18 protein-coding genes are annotated in these 21,229 nt (G+C 64.8%); 3 read left to right on the forward strand and 15 right to left on the reverse strand.

The genetic code is table 11. The features are described 5' to 3' along the window. Positions 1 to 18 precede the first annotated feature (18 nt). From O3684_RS04225 to O3684_RS04290, 14 genes are all read right to left on the reverse strand, one after another. Entirely contained in the window at positions 19 to 612 is a 594-nt protein-coding gene (locus tag O3684_RS04225; RefSeq protein ID WP_500065243.1) for an Imm61 family immunity protein, read from the reverse strand. Further along, on the reverse strand, positions 530 to 2,275 hold the full coding sequence (locus O3684_RS04230; RefSeq protein ID WP_500065244.1) for a TNT domain-containing protein: 1,746 nt from the start codon (positions 2,273 to 2,275) through the stop codon (positions 530 to 532). The genes O3684_RS04225 and O3684_RS04230 overlap by 83 nt, the downstream gene beginning before the upstream one ends. A gap of 28 nt (positions 2,276 to 2,303) precedes the next feature. After that, the gene (locus O3684_RS04235) at positions 2,304 to 2,645 is read right to left on the reverse strand and encodes a lactate dehydrogenase (RefSeq protein WP_500065245.1); all 342 of its coding nucleotides are present in this window, start codon (positions 2,643 to 2,645) and stop codon (positions 2,304 to 2,306) included. An 11-nt stretch (positions 2,646 to 2,656) separates the two neighbouring features. Further along, a complete protein-coding gene (locus O3684_RS04240; protein ID WP_500065246.1) occupies positions 2,657 to 2,956 on the reverse strand; it encodes a pyrroloquinoline-quinone synthase in 300 nt (99 codons plus the stop codon). Next, a complete protein-coding gene (locus O3684_RS04245; RefSeq protein WP_500065247.1) occupies positions 2,953 to 3,330 on the reverse strand; it encodes a hypothetical protein in 378 nt (125 codons plus the stop codon). The genes O3684_RS04240 and O3684_RS04245 overlap by 4 nt, the downstream gene beginning before the upstream one ends. Before the next feature lie 37 nt (positions 3,331 to 3,367). Next, the gene (locus tag O3684_RS04250) at positions 3,368 to 5,302 is read right to left on the reverse strand and encodes an ABC-F family ATP-binding cassette domain-containing protein (protein WP_500065248.1); all 1,935 of its coding nucleotides are present in this window, start codon (positions 5,300 to 5,302) and stop codon (positions 3,368 to 3,370) included. Then, entirely contained in the window at positions 5,302 to 6,279 is a 978-nt protein-coding gene (locus O3684_RS04255; RefSeq protein ID WP_500065249.1) for a 4-(cytidine 5'-diphospho)-2-C-methyl-D-erythritol kinase, read from the reverse strand. Before O3684_RS04255 ends, O3684_RS04250 begins: the two co-directional genes overlap by 1 nt. 39 nt (positions 6,280 to 6,318) lie before the next feature. After that, the gene (gene rsmA, locus O3684_RS04260; protein WP_500065251.1) at positions 6,319 to 7,308 is read right to left on the reverse strand and encodes a 16S rRNA (adenine(1518)-N(6)/adenine(1519)-N(6))-dimethyltransferase RsmA; all 990 of its coding nucleotides are present in this window, start codon (positions 7,306 to 7,308) and stop codon (positions 6,319 to 6,321) included. 704 nt (positions 7,309 to 8,012) lie between these two features. Beyond that, positions 8,013 to 8,582: a DUF4230 domain-containing protein gene (locus O3684_RS04265; RefSeq protein ID WP_500065252.1), complete on the reverse strand. Its 570-nt coding sequence runs from the start codon at positions 8,580 to 8,582 to the stop codon at positions 8,013 to 8,015. A 589-nt stretch (positions 8,583 to 9,171) separates the two neighbouring features. Continuing rightward, entirely contained in the window at positions 9,172 to 10,611 is a 1,440-nt protein-coding gene (locus O3684_RS04270) for an aggregation-promoting factor C-terminal-like domain-containing protein (RefSeq protein ID WP_500065254.1), read from the reverse strand. Between the two features lie 96 nt (positions 10,612 to 10,707). Further along, entirely contained in the window at positions 10,708 to 11,865 is a 1,158-nt protein-coding gene (locus tag O3684_RS04275) for a resuscitation-promoting factor (RefSeq protein WP_500065255.1), read from the reverse strand. A gap of 222 nt (positions 11,866 to 12,087) precedes the next feature. Beyond that, positions 12,088 to 12,999, reverse strand: a complete 912-nt coding sequence (locus tag O3684_RS04280; RefSeq protein ID WP_500065256.1) for a TatD family hydrolase — start codon at positions 12,997 to 12,999, stop codon at positions 12,088 to 12,090. Between the two features lie 50 nt (positions 13,000 to 13,049). Continuing rightward, entirely contained in the window at positions 13,050 to 13,634 is a 585-nt protein-coding gene (locus O3684_RS04285; protein WP_500065258.1) for a DJ-1 family glyoxalase III, read from the reverse strand. A 111-nt stretch (positions 13,635 to 13,745) separates the two neighbouring features. Beyond that, on the reverse strand, positions 13,746 to 17,168 hold the full coding sequence (locus tag O3684_RS04290; RefSeq protein WP_500065259.1) for an ATP-binding cassette domain-containing protein: 3,423 nt from the start codon (positions 17,166 to 17,168) through the stop codon (positions 13,746 to 13,748). 217 nt (positions 17,169 to 17,385) lie between these two features. Between O3684_RS04290 and O3684_RS04295 the strand changes: the two genes are divergently transcribed. Beyond that, entirely contained in the window at positions 17,386 to 17,958 is a 573-nt protein-coding gene (locus O3684_RS04295; RefSeq protein WP_500065260.1) for a GNAT family N-acetyltransferase, read from the forward strand. Between the two features lie 13 nt (positions 17,959 to 17,971). Here O3684_RS04295 and O3684_RS04300 read toward each other — a convergent pair whose 3' ends face one another. Then, a complete protein-coding gene (locus O3684_RS04300; RefSeq protein WP_285098597.1) occupies positions 17,972 to 19,843 on the reverse strand; it encodes a cation:proton antiporter in 1,872 nt (623 codons plus the stop codon). 218 nt (positions 19,844 to 20,061) lie between these two features. Here O3684_RS04300 and O3684_RS04305 point away from each other — a divergent pair, with 218 nt between their 5' ends. Both O3684_RS04305 and O3684_RS04310 read left to right on the forward strand, forming a co-directional pair. After that, positions 20,062 to 20,655, forward strand: coding sequence for a protoglobin domain-containing protein (locus tag O3684_RS04305; protein WP_048775147.1), 594 nt, complete (start codon positions 20,062 to 20,064; stop codon positions 20,653 to 20,655). Continuing rightward, complete coding sequence (locus O3684_RS04310) at positions 20,624 to 21,229, forward strand: methylated-DNA--[protein]-cysteine S-methyltransferase (protein WP_500065262.1); 606 nt, start codon at positions 20,624 to 20,626, stop codon at positions 21,227 to 21,229. The genes O3684_RS04305 and O3684_RS04310 overlap by 32 nt, the downstream gene beginning before the upstream one ends.

Below are 21,229 nucleotides of genomic sequence, written 5' to 3' on the forward strand. Positions count from 1 at the left end.
CTCATCCACATGAGACGCTCATCGAACATAGGGCCTCCCCAGCCACCGACGAAGCAGCGGCCCACCATCGGGAAGCATGTATGCGTGCAGCAGTTCAGACGGGGAGACACCATAGAGCCACGCGAGCGGGACACAATGAGCGGGATTCCAAGTCACAAATTCAAGCAACTCGCCGGTCGGACCTGTCATACTCTCATAACAAGCAGATGCAGTCTTATAGACTGACCACCCCACCGGCAGCTCGTCAATTGCACTAGGAACAGACAAGCTTGAAAAACCCAGCGCATGTCGCAAATAGGACACTGTGCAATTCACCATAACAATTTGTGTCAGCTCAATTGACTGTGAATTAAATAGTCCGCCTCTCCTAACTTTCCCCCGTTCTTTCTCATCGAAGCAGTACCGGCCGTCCTCCAGCCATAGTAGCCACCCATCGCCACCCCCAAAGTTGAGAGACAGATCAGCACCCTCCTCATTGAATCTATTGCGAACTTCAATCTTCACATATCGATTCATTACTGATGCATATTCATCCATGAATTCCAACGGGTTTATCCTTCCCCTTAAGAATGCCGTTTGCAAGAAGTTCCTGAACACTCGCAGGTTCACCATCGCTCTTCATAACCTGCAACTGCGCAGCTCCACCTGGCTGCTGGTTCCACGCGGCAGCCTTTCCTGACTTGATTGTCCAGCCCTCGGGCAGAGGAGCCTCAGTGAACTCATACTGATAGTAGTAGTCATTGACAGATGTTGGACGAAGCGATCGCTCTTCAAAAGAAGCCGGAACCCCATCTTTTATCGCTCCCAAATAACTTCCGCTTGGATGTCCGATACGGTCAACATCTTTACCAAAATCCTCCACATATTCAGCAACCGAGGAATAGACTGTCGGCTCACCCTCGTAACCGTCATTCGGAGGCCAATGATCTACCCATTCTTTCTTCCCATGCTTATTTACCGCGAATTCTCCATTTTCCGCCTTCCACTCGTCGTATGTATACGAAGACCCATCAGGCTTTACACCCAATACCACTTCACGCTGTTTTGCAAGGTCTCCACCTTTCACTCCGTCTACCAAGCCTTCAGTAGGCGGTTCGCCACCACCCGCTTGTTTGTCAGTCAAAGGAATTCTCTCCATGAGATCGTCCGCACTTCGAGGAAGGACACGTAGTCGTTTTTCTTTCCATTCGTTGGCGAGATCTTCCATCCCGTGCGTACGCAGGTAATCATCCAGATGCGAAGACAATCTCCCCACGACCCCATCCGCACCAAGGCCAAGACGGCCAGCACCCTTCAGAGCAAGAGTCCCTAACCCCATTCCCATATCCCGCAGCATCATGCCTTCACCAATGAGAGGGAGGGATTCAAGCACTGCAGCAGCCCGAGCCGCATTTCCACCGCCAGCGGTGAGCGCAGCAAGAACTGCAGCCGGTACAAGTTCACCGAGTGCAGCACCGGGATCGTCTTTCCAGCCATCAACGTTGATCAGCGCGTCCCACATTTTCTTCGCGAAGCCTGCGGGGTCTGCCATGATCGCGTCACGTAGCGCAAACAAGTCCTCAGCCGAGATTGTATTTTGCTTGTGCTTCGCTTGCAGTTCATCCCAGGTGATCCACCCCAGCATGTACCGCCCATAGTCCCACATGCCTTCAAGAGCCATGCCATACTGCATGGATAAGAGGCTCCAAACGCCATCAAAGATGCCCGCTATCGTACGTTTCGCAAAATGAACGGGGGCCCACGACGGATCGGGAGAACGGTTCGCCTGTTCATACAGCGTGTTCGCGAGTTCCTCGCCAGCGGCATCAGCGTCACTCACAGCGGCTTCGAAGTCCGCAATAGCTTGCGTTTTGATTGCCTCGCCAGGACGCGTGTCACGCTCAGGATGGTATGACAGGTCATAAACGGGCATTCCGAAGATGCCCACCTTCGGATGCGCTGATGCCCATTGCTGCTCGGCAAGTGCCGCTTCCACGGAAGCAACGCCTGCCTCGTATGAAATCTTCGCCTCCGCAGCGCGTGCCTGTGCTTGCTCGAGCGTCGAGGCGTAGTTCTCCCACGCATCAGCCGCCCGACCGAAAGTCGCTGAGGCGCACCACCATTTTTCCGGCTGTAGCTTGAAGTGTTCATGAAAACGATCAGCTGCACGCCCACTCCAGCCGGATACTGAAATCTCCTGGAGTGACCACGCGATGCTCTCACAGTCGGATGCGCGATCACGCATCACCGCAACACGTCCTCGAATGGAGCCGGGATCGCCCTCGATCTCGAACACGGGAGCCCCCGTGTGTCTCACGCTCATGTCAGCCTCCCAACACCAGTTGTTGGATCGAGATACCAGCTGCCGCATCGCGGGCTCGCGTCATCGCTTCCTCACACGCGTCCATGTAATCCGAATAGATCCCCGCAACTCTACCTAATCGTCCGGAGGCCTCAGAAATGTCTCGGAGCATCCCATTGAGTCCCTGATCCCACTTCGTATTAAAGCTCTCCAGCGCTCCAGCTACGACGGGATCGCCAACCATCCCAGAGTTGGGCGTATAGTCCGCGACGTCATACGTTCTATTGCGTTCCTGCAGGTCGCTCAATTCCGATACGGCAGTACCCAACGCCTCAAGATCGACTTCAAAATCATGACTTCCCATGCCACTTCACCCTAATCAACGGCAGCGAATGCACGGGTTTCGGCGTCAATGCCGGCCTGACGGATTTCTTCGAATGCCTGCTTCAGGGAATCCAAGGCAGCGGCCATGTCTTCCACTCGAGCATCCATACGTTGCCCGCATTCCATTTGCGCCTGCCGCGCCTCGGAGCTATCCGTCCATTCGATAAGCTCATGCTCCACGAGGTCCGACATCTCGGTGCCCCCTTCCCGCAGTTTCAACGCCGCACGCTCGACATCGTCCATGATGTAATTGACAGCAGTCTCATTGAAGACAAGGTCATTCCCACTCATGATGCACTCCTGAAGCTCAGCGCGATGTCGTTCAGATTCCCGCTCGCATCTTCCTCCGCTGCCACAAGTGCTTCATCAACTGAGATCAGTGCCTGCGTATAGCGCTCTAGGTCGGCCTGATGTGCGTTTGCGCCCTCACCCCACCGTTGTAGGGCATCACTTAGAACCGATACATAGGGCCCATTCACTCGCGCAACGTCATCGAGAATGCAGGACTCAAGCATGTCTGCTACGTCCACGAGCTTACTCTCGAAGTCGACCACATAACCAGCAGCCTTCGTTTGTGCACCGATAACAAGTCCGAAGCCAGGTCCACTCATAACACGCTCCTCCTTCATCGGAGAGAGAGCGGCTAACACCACTCGTTCAACCACTTGTTCAGTCGAACGTTGTAGTTAATCACAGCACCACTCACTCGAGCAAGTCCGCCGCCTCGAGCCAGGCCTCCTCCAGCTCGTCCATCTCCGACAGGACGTCCTGGTGGGCCGCCGAGACCTTCGTCAGCTCAGACACCGCCGAGGGGTCCGAGGCCACCTGGATCGACAGCTTCTCCAGCTTCGCCTCCAGGCTCGAGGCCTCGGCGCGCAGGCGCTCCAGCTTACGTTCGATGCGAGCTACTTCCTTCTTGGCCGCGCGCCGCGCCGCAGCGTCACTCACGCCGCCGCGAGCGCTCCCCTGCCCCGCACTCTCCTCTCCCGATGAGGCGTCCGCGGAGGGTGCGGTGGAGCGGGAGGCGGAGCCGGCCTCGTCGGCGCGAGCGGAGGCCCCAAACGCCCCGAAGTCGCCGGACGCGCGCATCTGCAGGTACTGCTCGACACCGCCGGGCAGCGCGCGGATCTGGCCGTCGCCGAGGAGGGCGACCTGGTGGTCGGTGACGCGCTCGAGGAGGTAGCGGTCGTGGGAGACAACGACGAGGGTGCCCGGAAAGGTGTCGAGCAGATCCTCCATGGACGCCAGGGTGTCGGTGTCGAGGTCGTTCGTGGGCTCGTCGAGGAGCAGCACGTTCGGCTGGCTCATGAGCAGGCGCATGAGCTGGAGGCGTCGGCGCTCGCCGCCCGAGATCTCGCTGATGCGCGTGTAGGCGCGGGCGCGCGTGAAGCCCATGCGCTCCGTCATCTGGGAGGCGCTGACCTCCTTGCCGTCCACGATGACGGTCTGGGCGACGTCGGCGACGGCCTCGACGACGCGCATGTCAGCCAGGGCGTCAAGCTCGTGCGTGTCCTGGGAGAGGGTGGCGACCTGGACGGTCTTGCCGCGCTTGACGCGCCCCGAGGTGGGCTCGAGGTCGCCGCGCAGCAGGTTCAGAATCGTCGTCTTGCCGGCGCCGTTGACGCCAACGATGCCGACTCGCTCGGCGGGAGCCAGGCGCCAGGTGACGCCCTCAAGGATGTCCAGGCGCGACCCATCGGGGCGCGTGAAGGACACGGAGACGTCCTCGAGATCGATGACATCCTTGCCCAGACGCGCGGTCGCCATCTTGACCAGCTCGACGGTGTCGCGCGGGGGCGGCACGTCGGCGATGAGGGCCTCGGCGGCGGCGATGTGGAACTTCGGCTTGGAGGTGCGGGCGGGTGCCCCGCGGCGCAGCCACGCGAGCTCCTTGGTGAGCAGGTTGGCGCGCTTAGCGGCGGCCACGTCAGCCTGGCGCACGCGCTCGGCGCGGGCCAGCGTGTACGCGGCGTAGGAGCCGTCGTAGATTTCGACATGCCCGGCGATCTGCGGACGGTCACCGCCCGGGTCGACGCCGGGGACGACCTCCCAGATGTGCTCGCACACGGCGTCGAGGAACCAGCGGTCGTGGGTGACGGCCAGGAGCGCGCCGGACGCGCCGGGGCGGGCGAAGCGGGCGTTCAGGTGCGCGGCCAGCCAGGCCACGCCCTCGACGTCGAGGTGGTTCGTGGGCTCGTCCAGGCACACGATGTCGGCGGGGGCCGCGAGGACTCGGGCGAGCGCGACGCGGCGGCGCTGACCGCCCGACAGGGTGCCGACGAGGGCCGCGGGGTTGATGTCGGCGAGGAGGCCGGCGTGGATGTCGCGCACATCCGGGTCGGAGGCCCACTCGTACTCCTCCATGCCGGGGTGAACGGCCTCGATGACGGTGTCCTCGGGGTTGAGGGTGTCCGCCTGGGTAAGGACGGCGACGCGCACGCCGTCGCGTCGGGTCACCACTCCCCCGTCGGGCTCCTGCGTGCCGGCGACGATGCGCAGGAGCGTGGACTTTCCGGCGCCGTTGGGGCCGAGGATGCCGACGCGACTGCCGTCGTCGAGGCCGACCGTGACCCCTTCGAGGAGCTTGCGGGAGCCCGCGAGGGCGCCGACGTTCTGAGTTCCGAGCAGGTGCGCCATCAGATGGCCTCCGTCGATTCAATGCGGGCACCGCACACGGGCCCGTGGGTGGGGATCGCGCGCGCAACCGTGGGCGCGTCGCTGAGGGTGGCAGCGAGGGCTTGGGCATGCTCGGCGTCGCGCGCGAGGGCGGCGACGGTCGGGCCGGACCCGGACAGGGTGACGGCCAGGGCTCCCGCACCCTTCGCGGCGGCGATCGTGTCGGCCAGTTCGGGGCGCAGGCGCAGGGCGGGTGCCTGCAGGTCATTGACGAGGCAGTGGCGCAGTTCCTCGGGTCCTGCGCACAGGGCGGCAACCTCCTCGGGCGTGGGTTCGGCGAGGGCGGGCGCATGCTCTGCGTCGACTCGGTCGAACTCGCGGAACACCTCGGGGGTGGACAGGCCTTCGTGGGCCAGGAGCATGACCCAGTGGTGCCCAGCCCCGGCCTCGTCCCCGTCGCGCAGGACGCTCATGTGGTCACCGCGCCCGGTTCCCAGCGCGATGCCGCCCGCTAGGCAGGCGGGCACGTCGGCGCCCAGCGAGCGGCCGATCGCCTCGAGTTGCTCGGCGCCCAGGCCCAGCTCCCACAGCTCATTGCAGGCAACGAGGGCGGCGGCCGCGTCAGCCGATCCGCCGGCCATGCCACCGGCGACGGGGACGCGCTTGTCGACGCGAATGCTCAGGCCCGCGGCGGTGGACGCCCAGGGGCCAGCGGCAGCGAGGCGCTGAAGGACGCGCGCGGCGCGCACGGCCAGGTGGGTCTGCGGGTCGAGGTCAGCCATCGCGCGGGTCGTGGCCTCGTCGATGCTCCCGTCTGGCAGGTACGCGGTCGTCTCGACGCGCACGCCCGGCGTCTTCGAGGTGCGCACGGTGACGGTCTCGCGCAGGTTCAGGGCCTCGAAAACCGTGACCAGGGGGTGGTAGCCGTCGGGCGTGGGCGCGCCGACGCGCAGGGTCAGGTTGACTTTTCCAGGCGCACTGGCGCGCACTTCACGCATGGCGTTCCTTCTTCCTGCCGATTGTCTTCCCAGCCGCCGTCAGCGGGCCGCGGTCGACGCCTCGAGGGTGCCGTTGGCGCGAGCCTCGATGACGGCGCGTCCCAGTTCGACGAACTCGTCAATCGAGAGGGTCTCGCCGCGGCGCGTCGGGTCAATGCCGGCGGCCGACAGGAGGGCCTCGGAGGCCTCGGGGCCGCCCGCCCAGTTCTTCAGGGCCGCACGCAGGGTCTTGCGGCGCTGCCCGAAGGCCACGTCGGTGACCTCGAAGGTCGCGCGGCGCAGCTCGTCGTCCCCGCGCGGGGTCTCCAGGCGCGTCAGGCGCACGAGGGCACTATCCACGCCGGGCACCGGCCAAAACACCGAGCGACCAATCGTCCCCGCGCGCTCAACCGAGCCATACCAGGAGGCCTTCACCGAGGGCACGCCGTAGGTGCGCGATCCGGGGCCGGCAGCCAGGCGGTCCGCGACCTCGGCCTGGACCATGACGACGACGACCTGGATGGAGGGGAAGGCCTCGAGCATGTTGAGCAGAACCGGCACAGCCACGTTGTACGGCAGGTTCGCGACAAGCTTCGTGGGGGCGGGCCAGTCCACGCCGAAGTCATCGACGCCGCTGATCTCCGTGGCATCCATGGTCACGACGTGGAAGCGTTCGGCGGCCTCCCTCATGCGGGCGCGCACAGTCTCGGGTAGGGCGGCAGCCAGGGGCGGGTCGATTTCGACGGCACGCACGCGCGCGCCCACTTCCAGGAGTGCAAGCGTCAGGGAGCCGAGGCCAGGGCCGACCTCGACGACCTCGTCACCTTCTTCGACGCCGCCGGCTGCGACGATCTTGCGTACCGTGCCAGCGTCGTGCACGAAGTTCTGGCCCAGCACCTTCGTGGGGCGAATACCGAGCGCCTCGGAGATGGCCTTCACTTCGAGGGGACCGAGGAGGCCCGTCTCAGAGGGGACGGCACCCTCGGGCAGGGTCGGGTCGAGGCGGCGGCGCGCATCGCGCTGGTTACGGGGGCTGGAGGATCGGCTCACGCTGGCAAGTCTAGTGCACGGAATGGACGAGGCCGAGGCTAGGTGCCCTGTGAGGCGCGGCCCGCGTATGGCACGATGTCCGCCCGGTGAGGTTCAGCTCCCTGAGATGATCAGCCCCTTGAGAGCATCAGCCCTTGAGAGCATCTGCCCCTTGAGAGCATCAGCCCCTTGAGAGCATCAGCCCTTGAGAGGCTTAGAGCATCACTGACGCGTGCCCAGATTTCACCTTACCCAACAATGTTGCATGTAATTTAATCTGGTCAGATTTTAGGTATGGCTTAAAACCGCATGATTCCAACGCCTGAAGTTCAGATCATGAAATACTCGACGGGGAATTGCATGCGAAATTGCGGCAGCACGGCACAGGGAGGCCTCATGAACCCGCGCGACGGGCGATGACAATCGCTCTACGCGGATAGGTTCCAGGCATCCGGATAGGTTAGCCGCATCCCGATAGGTTAGCCGCATCCCGATAGGTTAGCCGCATCCGGATAGGTTAGCCGCATCCGGATAGGTTAATAAGCTATCCGGATAGGTTAATAAGCTATCCGGATGCTCATTACCTATCCATATCTTCACAACCTATCCGCATGTGCGCGCCCCGAAGGCCAGCCCTTCGCCCATCAAACCCCTGACAGCAAGGACAGGCACGATGCGGGCCGCAGCGCGATGCTCAGGCTAGGTGCCCTGCGAGGCTCGGAGCGTCACTGAGCGGGGGCGGGCGGCAGGACGACACGCACCTCGTACTTGCTGGCCTGCTCACCCAGAACGGCGTTGACCTGCTTCTTCACGACGTCTTCCACACGCCCCTGCGCCTTGTCCAGCAGGCCCTTGGAGACAGCCTCGTCTTTCGCGGCAGCCTCTCGATCAGCCAAAAAGGAGGTAACCTCTCCAACCTCAATCTGGTTAACGGGGGAGAAAGACTGGTCGTAGGTCTCGACCGAGGCAGGGTCAATGGACGCGGAGAGAATTTCGACGGCAGGTACGGTCACCGTCACAACATGACCTGCCTCGTCAACCTCGACCTGAATCTGGCTCACGTCGGCCACTCCAGCCTTGACCTCTCCCGAATACGTGATGAGGTAATGGGAGCCTGTGCCCGGCACTTCCATGCCGAACACCTTGGTTCCCTCCTCAGAGTATTTCCCCACCTGGGTGAAGTTGTAGGACTCTGTGGCGAGTTCACCAATGTCGGCAAAAGAGTTTTTTACAACGGTCGTATCTACCGTGACGACAGGGGCTGGCTCCTCCTGCGACGCACCCAGACCAAGCATCGGCCCAATGTTCGCCCCACCTGCAAAGCATGCGATGGCACCGATAACAGCCCCACCAGTTTTAATCGCGCCCATCAAACCCACGACAACCTCACTGACACCAACGGGATAAGTATTGAGTAACCTAATGTGCCTGATTGTACAGTAAGGGTCAATGGGTGACAAGGGATGTCTCTTCGCGCGCAACTGCCGCATCTACGCGGATAGGTTAGCCGTATCCGGATAGGTTATCGACATGCGGATAGGTTATTTTCCTATCCGTATCGTCACAACCTATCCGCATCTTCATAACCTATCCACGTCTTCATAACCTATCCGCAAACCGACGGCGAGCCAGAATCTCACCTTCCCCAACAATCTCGCACGTAATTTAAACTGTTCAGTTTCTAGCCACGGCTCAAAACCGCATGATTCCAACGATGCGATTTCAAATCTTGAAACAGCTGATAGGGAATTACGTGCGAAATTGCGGTGGGAGCGCACCGACACACCACCACACCGACACACCACCACACCGACGCACCTCCGACACAAAGGGCCGGGCCCGACAACAAAAGTTGTCAGGCCCGGCCCTCACTAGCTCTCAGACTTAGTACCAGCCCACCGTGTTCGAGTGCGCCCACGCCGAGCACGGCGTGCCGTAGCGGCCCTTGATGTAGCCGATGCCCCAGTTGATCTGAGTGATCGGGTTGGTGCGCCAGTCAGCGCCGACCGACGCCATCTTGGAACCGGGCAGGGCCTGCGGAATACCGTAGGCGCCCGACGACGTGTTCTCGGCGTAGGGATTCCACTGCGACTCACGGTTCCACAGGAGGACCAGGCACTGGTACTCGCTGTCGCCCCAGCCCTGGGCTGCGACGAGAGGCTTGGCCAGCGAACGTGGATCCTCGCCCGAGTAGGTTGTCGGCACAGCACCCGCCGCGGCGGCAGCAGCCGCAGCAGCGGCGGCAGTGGCCGAGTCCGCGTTCTTCGTGTCGGCAGCGATCGCGGCGATCTCTTCCTTCGTGGAGATCGTTCCGAGCTTCGCGCGATAGCGCACGGAGGTGGTGCCGTCCGCCTCGGTCTTCTCCTCAAGGGTGGCCTTGGGATCAATGCCTGCGGCAACGAGGGCGGCCGGGGTCGCTTCCTTCGTTCCTTCACTGCGCACCTGGGTGACAGGCTGCGAGGTCGAATGCTCGGTGATCGGCACGGAGGTCAGGACCTCGTCGCCATTCTTTTCCTGCCACACGGTCCACGTCGTCGCACCATTGACGCCGGCAGTGGTCACCTGGTACTCGCCCACGAACAGGTCGGCGCTGGTCGTCGTCGTCTCGCTGAAGGGGATTTCAACGGTTTCGGTGGCTTCGCCGCGGGTCACGCGACTCACGTTGATCGTGAGTTCGCCGGTGGGGCCGTTGGAGACGGTCACGCGGTCGAGGGGGTGCACGGAGACTCCGGCGGCCTCGAGAATGGCGCGCGCGTCCTGGCCGGGACGTGCGGCGACTTCGCGGGTCGAGCCGTCCACCGTGACCGAGACGTTGCGGGCGCGCGAGACGAGCGGGGTCAGCTCATCGCGGGACGAGGAGCGGTCCGCCGCGAGCGAGACAGCCGAGCCGAGCGGCGCAGCGTCGGCGAGGATGCTGTCCGCTGAGGAGGCCGTGGTCCACAGGGTGCGCGTCTGCCCGTCGACGCTGACCGTGTAGGCCTTCGAGGTGCGCACGACGATCGTGTCGCCGTCGCGCACGGCCTCACCCGGGCCGGGCTGCACGAGGTCGTTGCTGCCAACGCTCACGCCGGCGGCCTTGAGGGCATCGCCGACAGTGTTGCCCCACGAGGTGACAGGGCGGGATACGCCGTTGACCTCGAGCATGACGGAGGTGTGCGAGGAGGCGACGCCGACGCCAGCGATAGCGAAGACGCCTGCCGAGGTCAGGGCCGCGGCTCCGAGAACGACGCGCTGGGAGGGTGCAAAGGAGCGCAGTCGGCCACCGAGGACGTGCAGGGCGCTGGCGGCGGACGCACTCAGGGAGGTGCTCAGATGATGGCTCACAATTCTCCAGTTACTCGCTCTTGGTACTGCTGGTCAGCTTAGCGTGAGCGCCCGCTGGCACGCCAGAGTCCTGGCGCGCCAGCGGGCAATGTCACGTCAGACGAGGCCGAGCTTGTAGGCGCAGCCCCACTGGCCCCAACCGGAGCGCTGCTGGAGCATGCGCGCACGCATGGTCTGCTCCTCGGCGGAAGCATCGGAGGGCAGGCCGGATCCGCCCACGGAACGCCACGTCGGCAGCGAGAACTGATACATGCCGTAGTAGCCGTTGCCCGTGTTGATCGAGGGGTTACCGCCGGACTCACACTGAGCGATGGCAGCCCAGATCGCCGCATCGTCGCCGGAGACGGCGGCGGGAGCAGAGCCGGACGAGGATGAGGAGGAACCTGAAGAATCAGACGAGGAGGACGACTTCGAGGCGGTATCCTCGGCCTTCTTGGCCTTCGTGCCCTTGGAGACGATGCGCTTGGTGGGCTCGGTGCGCGTGGTGGACAGGACGGCGGAGACGGTGACGTTGCCGTCGACGGTCTCCTGGTATGTCTGGGTCACCTCGGAGCCGGCAACGCCCTCCTGGACGGTCTTCTCGGTGCCTTCTTCGGCCTCGGCGTCCTCACGCTCTTCGGTCTCGTAGGGGATCTCGGTCGTGGAGGACACGTTGCCGCGCACGACGCGCGCGACGCGCAAGGTGGCCTCGCCGCCGTTGTGTTCCAGGGTGACGCGGTCGATCGGACCGGCGCTGATGCCGGCCTTCTCGAGGATCGCGGTCGTGCCTTCGTCGGAGGAAGCGACGACGTCGGTCGTGGCACCATCGGCGATGACGTGGATCGTCTCGCCGGCCTCGGCGACGGGCATCTCGGCGCGGGTGTAGGAGCGGTCGGCGGCCATCGACGAGGCAGACGCCGGCAGGGCCGCGAGCACGCCGTGGATGGACGAGGCGGTGGACCAAGCGGTGGTCTGGTTGCCGTCGACGGTCACGTTGTATTCGGTGGCGGTACGCACGACGACGGTATCGCCGTTCGCAACACTCTGATCGGAGGCGGGGGCGACGAGGTCATGAGCGCCGACGGAGACACCGGCCGTGCTCAGGGCGTCGCCTGCGGTCGTGAAGAAGCCGGACACGTCGCGCGTGACGCCGTCAACTTCGACGGTCACGTGACGATAGGAAGTGCCGATGGCGGTAGCAGCGGTGCCGGCCACCAGGAGGGCCGTCGCAGCGGCGACGGAAATAACGGTTGTGCGGGAGGGCTGAACGCTCACGTGTCTCCAGACGTTGAAGGTTCCGCTTCGAGGGTCACATCACCGCGTTTGCCGCGGGCTGCGGCGTGTGCGGGCGAGTCGCTCGAATTGGACTGACACACCCACCGTAACCAATTTGTTACCGTTGCGCGACCACTTTGACGCAATTCACCAGCATGTGAGCACGGCCCGAAACGAGGCGAAGGCCTCGTCAAACCCGCGTCATCGCGGGCAAAAGGCCCCTCACCAGCTGCCGTAGACCGCCTCAGTGTTCGCTCGTAGCTGGTCGCACGCCGCAGCTTCGCTGACGCCCCACTGGTCCGCAATGAAACGCACAGTGTGCGCCATGACGTAGGAGGCGTTGGGGCATCCGCGCCACGGGACGGGCGTCAGGTAGGGAGCGTCGGTCTCGACCAGGACGAGCTCTCGCGGCAGGACCGCGAGCGCGGCACGCAGGTCGGAGTTCGCGGGGTAGGTGATGGGGCCGGCGAAGGAGGCGTACCAGCCGCGCTCGGCGAGACGCTCGGCCATGGCAGCATCCCCCGAGTAGCAGTGGAAGACGATGCGCTGGTCCGAGCTGGCGCACTCGCGGAGGATCTCCAGCGTGTCCTCGTGGGCGTCGCGGTCGTGGATCTGGAGGGGCAGGCCAGTGCGCTGCGCCATCTCGATGTGTGCGCGGAAGGACTCCTTCTGTGCCTCGCGGCCGGGTTCGGCCGTGCGGAAGTAGTCCAGGCCGCTCTCCCCCACCGCGACGACCATCGGGTCGCCGAGGCGCTTCTCGACCTCAACCAGCGCCTCGACGAGGGGCACGTGGTAGTCGCGCACGGTGGGGACCAGCCCGTCGGGCGAGGGGTCGGCGCAGCCCGCGTGCAGGGCCGCATCGTTGGGGTGGATCGCGATCGCGACGCGCACGCCGTTGTGGGCACGCGCCAGCTCGATCATCGGGTCGAAGTCGGGCAGCTCGCAGGCGCTCGAAATCATGCGGGTGACGCCCACCTCGCGGGCACGCTCCAGCTGCTCCTCGAGGCTGAGCGCCACGCCCTCGCGCCGGGGAATCTCACCGACGTGGGTGGGCAGGTGCGTGTGGTTGTCCACCACGGGCACCGCCAGGGGCGCGGGCGCGTCGGGCCAGGGACGAGGCTTACGCGGGCTCATGCGAGAACAGTGACCTTTCGGGGAAACGAGGCGAGGGGGCGTGGCGGACGTCAGCGGGCGAGCACGACGCCGCGGGATACCTCTTCGGCGGCCTCGTCACCCAGAAGCTGGCGCACGAGTTCGACGCCGAGTTCGAGGGCTGTTCCGGCGCCTCGGCTGGTCGTAATGAACTCGTCGGCAACGACCGGGTTCTCGTGAACGATCGCCCCGCCGGAGGCGATGGCCTTGACGAACGCGGGGTTGGCGGTCGCGTGGCGGCCGTCGAGGACACCCAGCTCGGACAGGATCGAGGGGGCCGCGCAGATCGCCGCGATGGGCTGGGATTCGTCGGAGCGGCGCAGCACCTCGGTCTGGATCGCGGGCGTGGCCTTCAGATTCAGGGTGCCGGGCATGCCGCCGGGCAGGAAGAGGATGGTGTAGGTGGACAGGTCCACGTCCTCGAGCATGAGGTCGGCGACGACGCGGATGCCGTGCGAGCTGGTCACGTGGCGCGCGTCGGTCACGGAGATCAGGTCCGAGCGCACACCGGCGCGGTACAGGACGTCGGCGACGGCCAGGGCCTCGACCTCTTCGAAGCCGTCGGCCAACATGATGGCGACGGTGGCGTCGGTGGCAAGCTTCTCGGGAGTGGGCATGATTCCTCTTTCCTCACGGCTACAACAAGCGTTACGTCCAGGTTAGCGCAGGCGAGCCCACCCCGAAAACGCGCCACGGCCTCGCCCCACAGTGGGACGAGGCCGCGTGTCTCACTCGGAGCGCAGGGCCTCGACCGGGTCCTGACGCGAGGCGCGTGAGGCCGGGATGATGCCGGCGATGACGGTCAGGCCGACGGAGACGCCGATCAGGACGAGCGCCGTGACGGGCGAGAGCTGGGCGATGTTGTCCACGTTGAAGGAGGAGTGAGCGATACCGTTGGCGATCGCGCACAGCCCGTACGTCACGCCCACGCCCATCACACCGGCCAACAGACCTTCGATGACGGTCTCGGCGTTGAAGACGCGCGACACGTCGCCCTTCGAGGCACCGATCGACCGCAGGATACCGATTTCCTTGCGGCGCTCGAGCACCGAAATGTAGGTGATGATCGCGATCATGATCGAGGAGACCACGAGAGAGATCGACACGAAGGCGATGAGCAGCCAGGAGATGATGTCGACGATCTTGGTCACCGAGCTCATGAGCGCACCCATGACGTCGGAGTAGGTGATGACCTTGTCGGTCGCGCCCGCCGCCTTGTTGTCGGCGTTGTAGGCGTCGAGGGCGGCCTTCACCTTGTCCTTGTCCGCGAAGGACTTGGGGTAGATCGAGATGTTCGACGGGGAGGCGATATCCGCCCAGCCCAGGTTCCTCAGGTTCGTCTCCAGGGTCGGCACGTTCGTGGAGAACATGGTCGCCATGAGGGCCGCGAGGGACTTCTCATCCAGGTTGGAGTGGAAAGCGTCGGCGAACGCCTGCGGGTCCATGGAGAACGCGCTCGACATGTTGGTGGCGAACTGCTCCATGGTGGCACCAATCTGGTTGCCGATCGTGGTCGACAGCTGCGTCATCATCGAGGTCATCGCGTTCGTCATCGCTTCCTGCATGACCTGGCCGATGACGGCGCTCACCCCCTTCGTGAGGGTGGTCCCCAGCTGGGCAGCGATCTGCGCGGAGATCGCGTTCATGACCTGGGTGGACACGTCGGTGCCGATCTGGGCCAGGGCTGGATCGTCCCCGAGGGCCTTCGTCAGGTTCGCCGCGAGTTTCTGGGAGTCGACGACCTGGTCGGAGGAGACGGCCGCTCGCAACTGCTCCATCACCTGGGGCTGGGAGAAATAGGCCGAGGCCAGGGTCGCGAAGTCCGTCGAGCCTCCCGCCTCGATCTGCTCGCGGGCGTAGTCCTGGAACCCCTGGGCGATCTGGGACGCCTGCGCGCTCAGGTAGTCGGCGGCGCCATCCTTGACGGCACCGTCGGCCAGGGCCGAGCGAATAATCGTCGGGAAGTCCACGTTGGCTAGCTGCGGCAGGTCCTTGCTCAGCTCCCCGAAGTCGAGGCCGGACAGATTAAAGGTCATGCCCGACTGGGCGCCCGACTGGGCACCGGACTGCGCGGCGAGGGCCGACAGGTCGATGGTGGACAGGTCCAGGCCTGACATGTCGAGGTTCGAAAAATCGAGGCCCGACAGGTCCATGCCGGAAAAATCGAGGCCCGACAGGTCCATCTGCATCTTCTCGGGGTCGATCTGGAAGGCAGCGGAAAGCTTGGACTCGTCCACCGTGAACAGGGAGGACATGTCGAAGCCGCCGGACTGGCTCTTCTGATTGTCCGCCAGTTCCTTGAAGGTCTTGCCAGTGAACACGTCGACGTCGGGCTTGGCTCGCTGCGCCTTGACGATCGGGCTGGCGGCCGCCTCCTCGATGATCTGGTAGGTCAGGGCAGGCGTGTAGGCGATGCCCTGACGCAGGGCGCCGCCCTTGTCGGAGTTGGGCTTGACGATGCCGGAGATCGTCAGCTGCTGGCCACCATCCACGAGCTTCTTCATGAAGTCCGCGTCGGAGGAGCGGTCGGTCCACACCTTGTAGGTGTCGTCCCACGTGTACTTGTCGAAGGCGTTGACGCGGCGGAAGGTGGTGCCCAGGATCGTAGAGTAGTCGTAGGTGGCGGTGCTCGCCCCCGACTGGGTGCCCGACTGCGCGCCGGACTGGCTCTTGCCCGTGAGAGCGCCCTGATAGTACTGACGCATCAGGTCATCGAATTCCTTGTGGTTCTTCAGGCCAAGCGTGTACTCGAAGACGTTGGGGATATTACCGTCCTCATCGAGGACGAGGACCACCTGGTTCGCGCCGGTCGGCCAGGAGCCGGCGACCACGTCGTACGCGGAGGTGTACAGCGAGGTCGTGGCGGGCATCTGGTAGAAGGCGTTCGTCTGTACCATCGACCCGAAGGCACCCCCGCCGAAACCCGCCTCCATCTGCTTCATCGACTGGTCGGGGCTGACCTGCACGGTCTCCTTGGACGTGTCGGACTGGTAGATCTGCGGGACGATGTCGTAGTCGTATTCGATCGCGTTGACCATCGAGTTGATGTCGCCGCCGTTGTTGTCCAGGTAGGTCTTGAGCGAGGCCAGATCGTTCGTCTTCGCGTCGCGGATCGTGTCGGCGAAGGTGCGCAGCTTGGAGACGCCGACCTTGCCGTCGGGTGCGGGCTTGGAGTCCTGGGAGTCCGAGGCCGACACGGACAGCGCGGCGGTCATGTCGATGCCGGTCTTTTGGATTGTCAGCGGGTATGCCCCCAGCGTCTCTTCTTCGGTCTTTGCGATGTAGGCGTTCGTGCCGTTGGCCAGGGCGAGGATCGCGGCGATGCCGATGATGCCGATGGACCCCGCGAAGGAGGTCATGAGGGTGCGGCCCTTCTTCGTCATCAGGTTGTTGAAGGAGAGGGACAGGGCGGTCAGGAAGCCCATCGACGTGCGGCGCGCGGGCTTGGCCTCGCGCCGGTCCTCGGCGGCGGGCACGAAGGGGTCGGAGTCGGCGACGATGCAGCCGTCGGCCAGCTCGACGATGCGGGTCGCGTACTGGTGGGCCAGCTCGGGGTTGTGCGTGACCATGATGACGAGGCGGTCGCGGGCCACGTCGCGCAGCAGGTCCATGACCTGCACGCTCGTCTTGGAGTCGAGGGCACCGGTGGGTTCGTCGGCCAGCAGGATCTCGGGGTCGTTGATGAGGGCGCGCGCGATGGCGACGCGCTGCATCTGTCCGCCCGACATCTGCGAGGGCTTCTTGTTGACGTGGTCCTTCAGGCCGACCCGTTCCAGGGCGTCGAGGGCCCGCTTGCGGCGCTCGGAGCGCGAGACGCCCGACAGGGTCAGGGCCAGCTCGACGTTCGCCAGGACGCTCTGGTGCGGGATCAGGTTGTAGGCCTGGAAGACGAAGCCAATGCGATTGTTGCGGTAGGCGTCCCAGTCGCGGGCCTTGTAGTCCTTCGTCGAAATGCCGTCGATGACGAGGTCGCCGCTCTGGAAGCGGTCGAGGCCACCGATGACGTTGAGCATCGTCGTCTTGCCGGAGCCTGACTGGCCCAGCACGGCCACAAACTCGTTGTCGCGGAACGCCACGGAGACCTTGTTGAGCGCCACCTGCACGAGGTTGGCGGTCTGGTAGGCCTTGACGATCTCCTTGAGCTCTAGCACGCTTCATCCTCACATCTGCTGTTGATTGTGCCTACAAGTCTAGGCGAGTGGGCGCTCGACCCGACCGTCGCTGTTCACCCACTGGGCCCTGATCGTCCCCTGACCCGACCCTGACGACAGTTCCGCACGCCACAGTCCCTTGGTCGAAACCCCGCCCCGGCCTCGTTCATCGGGCCCGCTCCCTGGAGGCAACAGACCGAGCGAGTAGACTGGTTCCATGACCGACCTCACCCCGATTCCCGTGCCCAACGACGGGCCGATCGCCGACAAAGTCAAGGAAATCTACGAGCGGTCCTTCCCGCCCGAGGAGCAGGTCCCCCTTCCCGAGCTGGCGCAGAGCGCTCTGCGCGACGAGGTCGATTTCCTTGCCTGGATCGACCCCTCCCTCCCTGCGGGCGAGGACGGGGCGGGCAACGTGGTCGCCCTGACGTTCTCCTTCGCTTTCCCGGACCTGTTCTACCTGGGTTTCCTCGCGGTGGATGGTCGCACGCGCAGCTCGGGCTACGGCACGCGCATCCTCACGCACATCCGCGAGCGCTACGGCGACGTGCCGCAGCTGCTCGAAATCGAGCCGGTCGTCCGCGAGGCCGGGAACTACCAGCAGCGCGTGCGACGCCTGGCGTTCTACGAGCGCAACGGCTTTACGGTGACGAACATGCTCACGCACGAGGCCGGCCAAACCTACCGGGTCCTGGCGCGCGACGGCGTCGTCACCCCGCAGCGCCTGGAGGAGGCACTCAACTCGGTGAGCGAGAACCCGGCTTACGCCTCGCGGGTGACAACGGACTGACGTCTGCGCGCAATCAGTGGCCGACGCCGCCGCTGGAGACCAGGAGGATTTCCTCGTTGTCGAGTCGTGCGAGCGCGCCTTCCAGTGCCGCCGAGGAGAAGATGCCCTCATCGCGGGCCTGCAGGAGCGCGTCACGCTGGGCGTGGATCGCCTCCAGCGCCAGTTCACGGATCTGGTCGCGCGTGAAGGAACGCTCAACCTCTTCCTCGCTCATGTCGACGGTGCCGTGGCCATCGTCGTCGCTGTCGCCGGCGGCGTCCTGGAGGATGTCCGTGAGGACGCGGTCAGCGGCGTGCGCACTCCGCGCTTGCTCACCCATAGCCTCGTCAGTAAGTGCATGCCCCAGCCGGGAGAGTGTGCGCGAGACACCCGCGGAGAGCAGGGTCTGGCCGTCGACCTCGTGGATCGCCTGGGCGAGGGCGGTGTCCACCAGCGCGGAGCCCATCACCTTCAGGAGCTTGGCGCGTTCCTCCTCGGAGATATCGCCCGTGGCCATCTGGGGTTTGACGATGCGAATGAGTCCGGGGAGGGTCAGGCCCTGGATGACGAGGGCACCCGCCGCGATGAACAGGGCGATCGTGAGCAGCAGCGCGCGCATCGGCGCATGCGTCGAGATAGTTTGCGCGGCGGCCAGGGTGATCGCGCCTCGCATGCCCGCCCACACGATGACGCTGCCCTCGCGCGGCCCCAGCGGCTCGTTCGCGAAGTAGTCCAGGTCCGATCCGCGCATCGCGTTACGGCGCGCGCGCCGCTTGAGGCGGCGACGATAGTGGTTAAGCGCGTTCTCCCAGTGCTCGGGGCTCAGGTCGCGGGCCTCGAGCATGTCGGCGTCGACTTCGCAGGCCTTGTTCATGCGTTTCTCGAAGCGCGCGATTCGCGAGTTCTCAACTTCGTAGCGGCGTTGACGGTGGGTACGGCGGTGGTCCAGCCAGGCGAGCATGATGGCGATGAAGATGGCTCGCATGACCATGATGAGCGCGCCGAGGATGACGGCGAGGAACGCGGCGAAGGCCAGGCCACCGGAGAACGCGGCGGTCTCCTCAACGATGCCGAAGGCCTGCAGGCCCATCGTCAGGAAGATCCCGCTCTCCAAGACGAGCGTCATGGTCTGCCAGTTCTGCTGGGAGAAACGCCTGTTCGCCGCGGAGATAACGGCCGCGCGTCGGCTCGAGACGACCAGTCCGGCGACGACGGCCGCAACGAGGCCGGACCCTCCCAGGTGCTCGGCGGGGACCGATGCGATGAAGGGCATCGCGAAGGAGAAAACCGTGTCGGCCGAGGGATCCTTGATGAGGGCGCGCAGACGCACGCCGACCTCGCCGACGACCCAGCCAATACCCGCAGCGATACCGAGGGCGATGGCGACCTTACCGATGAGCGGGCCCGGGTGGAGGGCGTGTTCGTCAGCGGCCAGGCCGGCGCTCATCGCTGCGGAGAGCATGACCAGCGAGGTCGCGTCGTTAAAGAGCCCCTCGCCTTCGAGGACTGTGATGATGCGGTGGGAGACACCCGAGCGTTTCGCGATCGAGATGGCGACCGCGTCGGTCGGCGACAGGACCGCGCCCAGCGCGACACCCCAGGGCAGGGAGATCGCGGGGACCAGCCAGTTGATGACGAAGCCGACCGCGAAGGCGGACAGGAACACGAGGGGAATCGCGAGCATCGCGACGGCCTGCATCTCGCGCCGGAAGTCCATGGTCGGCATACGCACGGCCGCCGAGAACAGCAGGGGCGGCAGCACCATCTCGAGGATGATGTTCGGCTCAATCTCGATGGCCCCCACCTGCGGCAGGAACCCGATCACCAGGCCAACGACCAGCAGGATCAGGGGGGATGCCACGCCCACCTTCGGGGCGATGAATTGGCAGGCCACGATGATGAGCATTCCGGCCACGGCAATAAGAAGGGGTTCCACAGGTCAATTGTATTGCGAGCAACCCCACCAGCGCCGTTGCCATCTCACTACAGCGGCTACGCGCGCCGCGAACTCGCGCGGCGTACCACGCCCCGCCCGCATGGCCTCGACACCATCCCCGAATGTCAAACAGACCCACACGATCAGAGCACGTGCTACAATCGACGCATCGTTTCAAGGAGGTTCTCATGACCGCTTACGACCACTCGTCGGGGTACACCTACGGCACCGATGCCGTCCCCACATCCCCGCTCACACTCGAGGATCTACGCCAGATCGAGGCCGCCGCACACGTCCAGCCCGGTGACGCAGAGCTGCTCTCACGAGCAGAACCCATCCTGGCGCCACACGCTATGGAAATGGTCGACACGTGGCGCGGAATTCTGGCTCAAAAGACGTATCTGGCAGCACATTCCGCGCACCCGGACGGGCAGCCAAACCCCGAGTACGCGCAGGCGTCAAAGCCGCGCTTCGCCCAGTGGATCATCGACATGTGCACGCGCGAGCGTGACCAGGCGTGGTTGGACTACCAGTACCTGATCGGCGCACGGCACATGTCCGCAGCGAAGAACGCGGCGGATGGGGCGGACTCGACACCATTCGTGCCCCTGCGCTACGTGCTCGCCTTCATCGCGCCCACTGTGGAGGTCGGTCACCGTCTCCTCGCGGAGGGCTTCGAGGGTGACGAACTGAGCGCCGTCCGTGATGCCTGGACTCGCGCTGTGACTGTCGCCGTGACAGTGTGGGCGTATGCCTACCGAGAGCACCCCGAGCAGTTCTGATCCGGCACTCGCCACCTACGACTCCCCCATCGGCAGCCTCACGCTGGCCGCGCGGGGCGGTGCGCTCATCGGCTTGTGGGGGGCCGGGCAGCGTTTCTTCGGCTCCCCCTACGGCATCGACGAGGCCGTGGCTCGCTCCGCGCTCGATCTGACCTCGCCCGTTTCTCGGGACAGCGTCCGCGCCGAAGCCGGGTGGGACGAGGCCGATGCGCGCGCCCTTCACGCGGCTACCTCGTGGCTGGACGACTATTTCGCGGGCGAGGCCCCCTCCCCCGCGACCGTCCCCCTCGCGCCCGCGGGTACGGACTTTCAGAGGCGCGTGTGGGAGGCGATGGACGCTATCCCCTACGGCGCGACGCGTACGTATGGGCAGATCGTCGCCCAGCTGCGCGAAACAGGCGCGCCCGCCTCCGCTCAGTCGGTCGGCGGCGCGGTCGGTCGCAATCCTCTACTCCTCATCCGCCCCTGCCACCGCGTTGTGGCGGCCAGCGGCCCGGGCGGCTACGCGGCGGGAGGCGACGCAAAAGCCTGGCTGCTCGCGCACGAGGCGGCCACGGCCTCGTCGGTGAGCTGA

Source organism: Pauljensenia sp. 20925_1_27 (assembly GCF_041432835.1).
Classification (GTDB): Bacteria; Actinomycetota; Actinomycetes; order Actinomycetales; family Actinomycetaceae; genus Pauljensenia.

Coding starts and splice junctions, on each gene's coding strand:
- O3684_RS04225 (WP_500065243.1), bottom strand. CDS start 612: ATGGTGAACCTGCGAGTGTTCAGGAACTTCTTGCAAACGGCATTCTTA.
- O3684_RS04235 (WP_500065245.1), bottom strand. CDS start 2,645: ATGGGAAGTCATGATTTTGAAGTCGATCTTGAGGCGTTGGGTACTGCC.
- O3684_RS04240 (WP_500065246.1), bottom strand. CDS start 2,956: ATGAGTGGGAATGACCTTGTCTTCAATGAGACTGCTGTCAATTACATC.
- O3684_RS04250 (WP_500065248.1), bottom strand. CDS start 5,302: ATGGCGCACCTGCTCGGAACTCAGAACGTCGGCGCCCTCGCGGGCTCC.
- O3684_RS04255 (WP_500065249.1), bottom strand. CDS start 6,279: ATGCGTGAAGTGCGCGCCAGTGCGCCTGGAAAAGTCAACCTGACCCTG.
- O3684_RS04265 (WP_500065252.1), bottom strand. CDS start 8,582: ATGCTTGGTCTGGGTGCGTCGCAGGAGGAGCCAGCCCCTGTCGTCACG.
- O3684_RS04280 (WP_500065256.1), bottom strand. CDS start 12,999: ATGAGCCCGCGTAAGCCTCGTCCCTGGCCCGACGCGCCCGCGCCCCTG.
- O3684_RS04285 (WP_500065258.1), bottom strand. CDS start 13,634: ATGCCCACTCCCGAGAAGCTTGCCACCGACGCCACCGTCGCCATCATG.
- O3684_RS04295 (WP_500065260.1), top strand. CDS start 17,386: ATGACCGACCTCACCCCGATTCCCGTGCCCAACGACGGGCCGATCGCC.
- O3684_RS04300 (WP_285098597.1), bottom strand. CDS start 19,843: ATGCTCATCATCGTGGCCTGCCAATTCATCGCCCCGAAGGTGGGCGTG.
- O3684_RS04305 (WP_048775147.1), top strand. CDS start 20,062: ATGACCGCTTACGACCACTCGTCGGGGTACACCTACGGCACCGATGCC.
- O3684_RS04310 (WP_500065262.1), top strand. CDS start 20,624: ATGCCTACCGAGAGCACCCCGAGCAGTTCTGATCCGGCACTCGCCACC.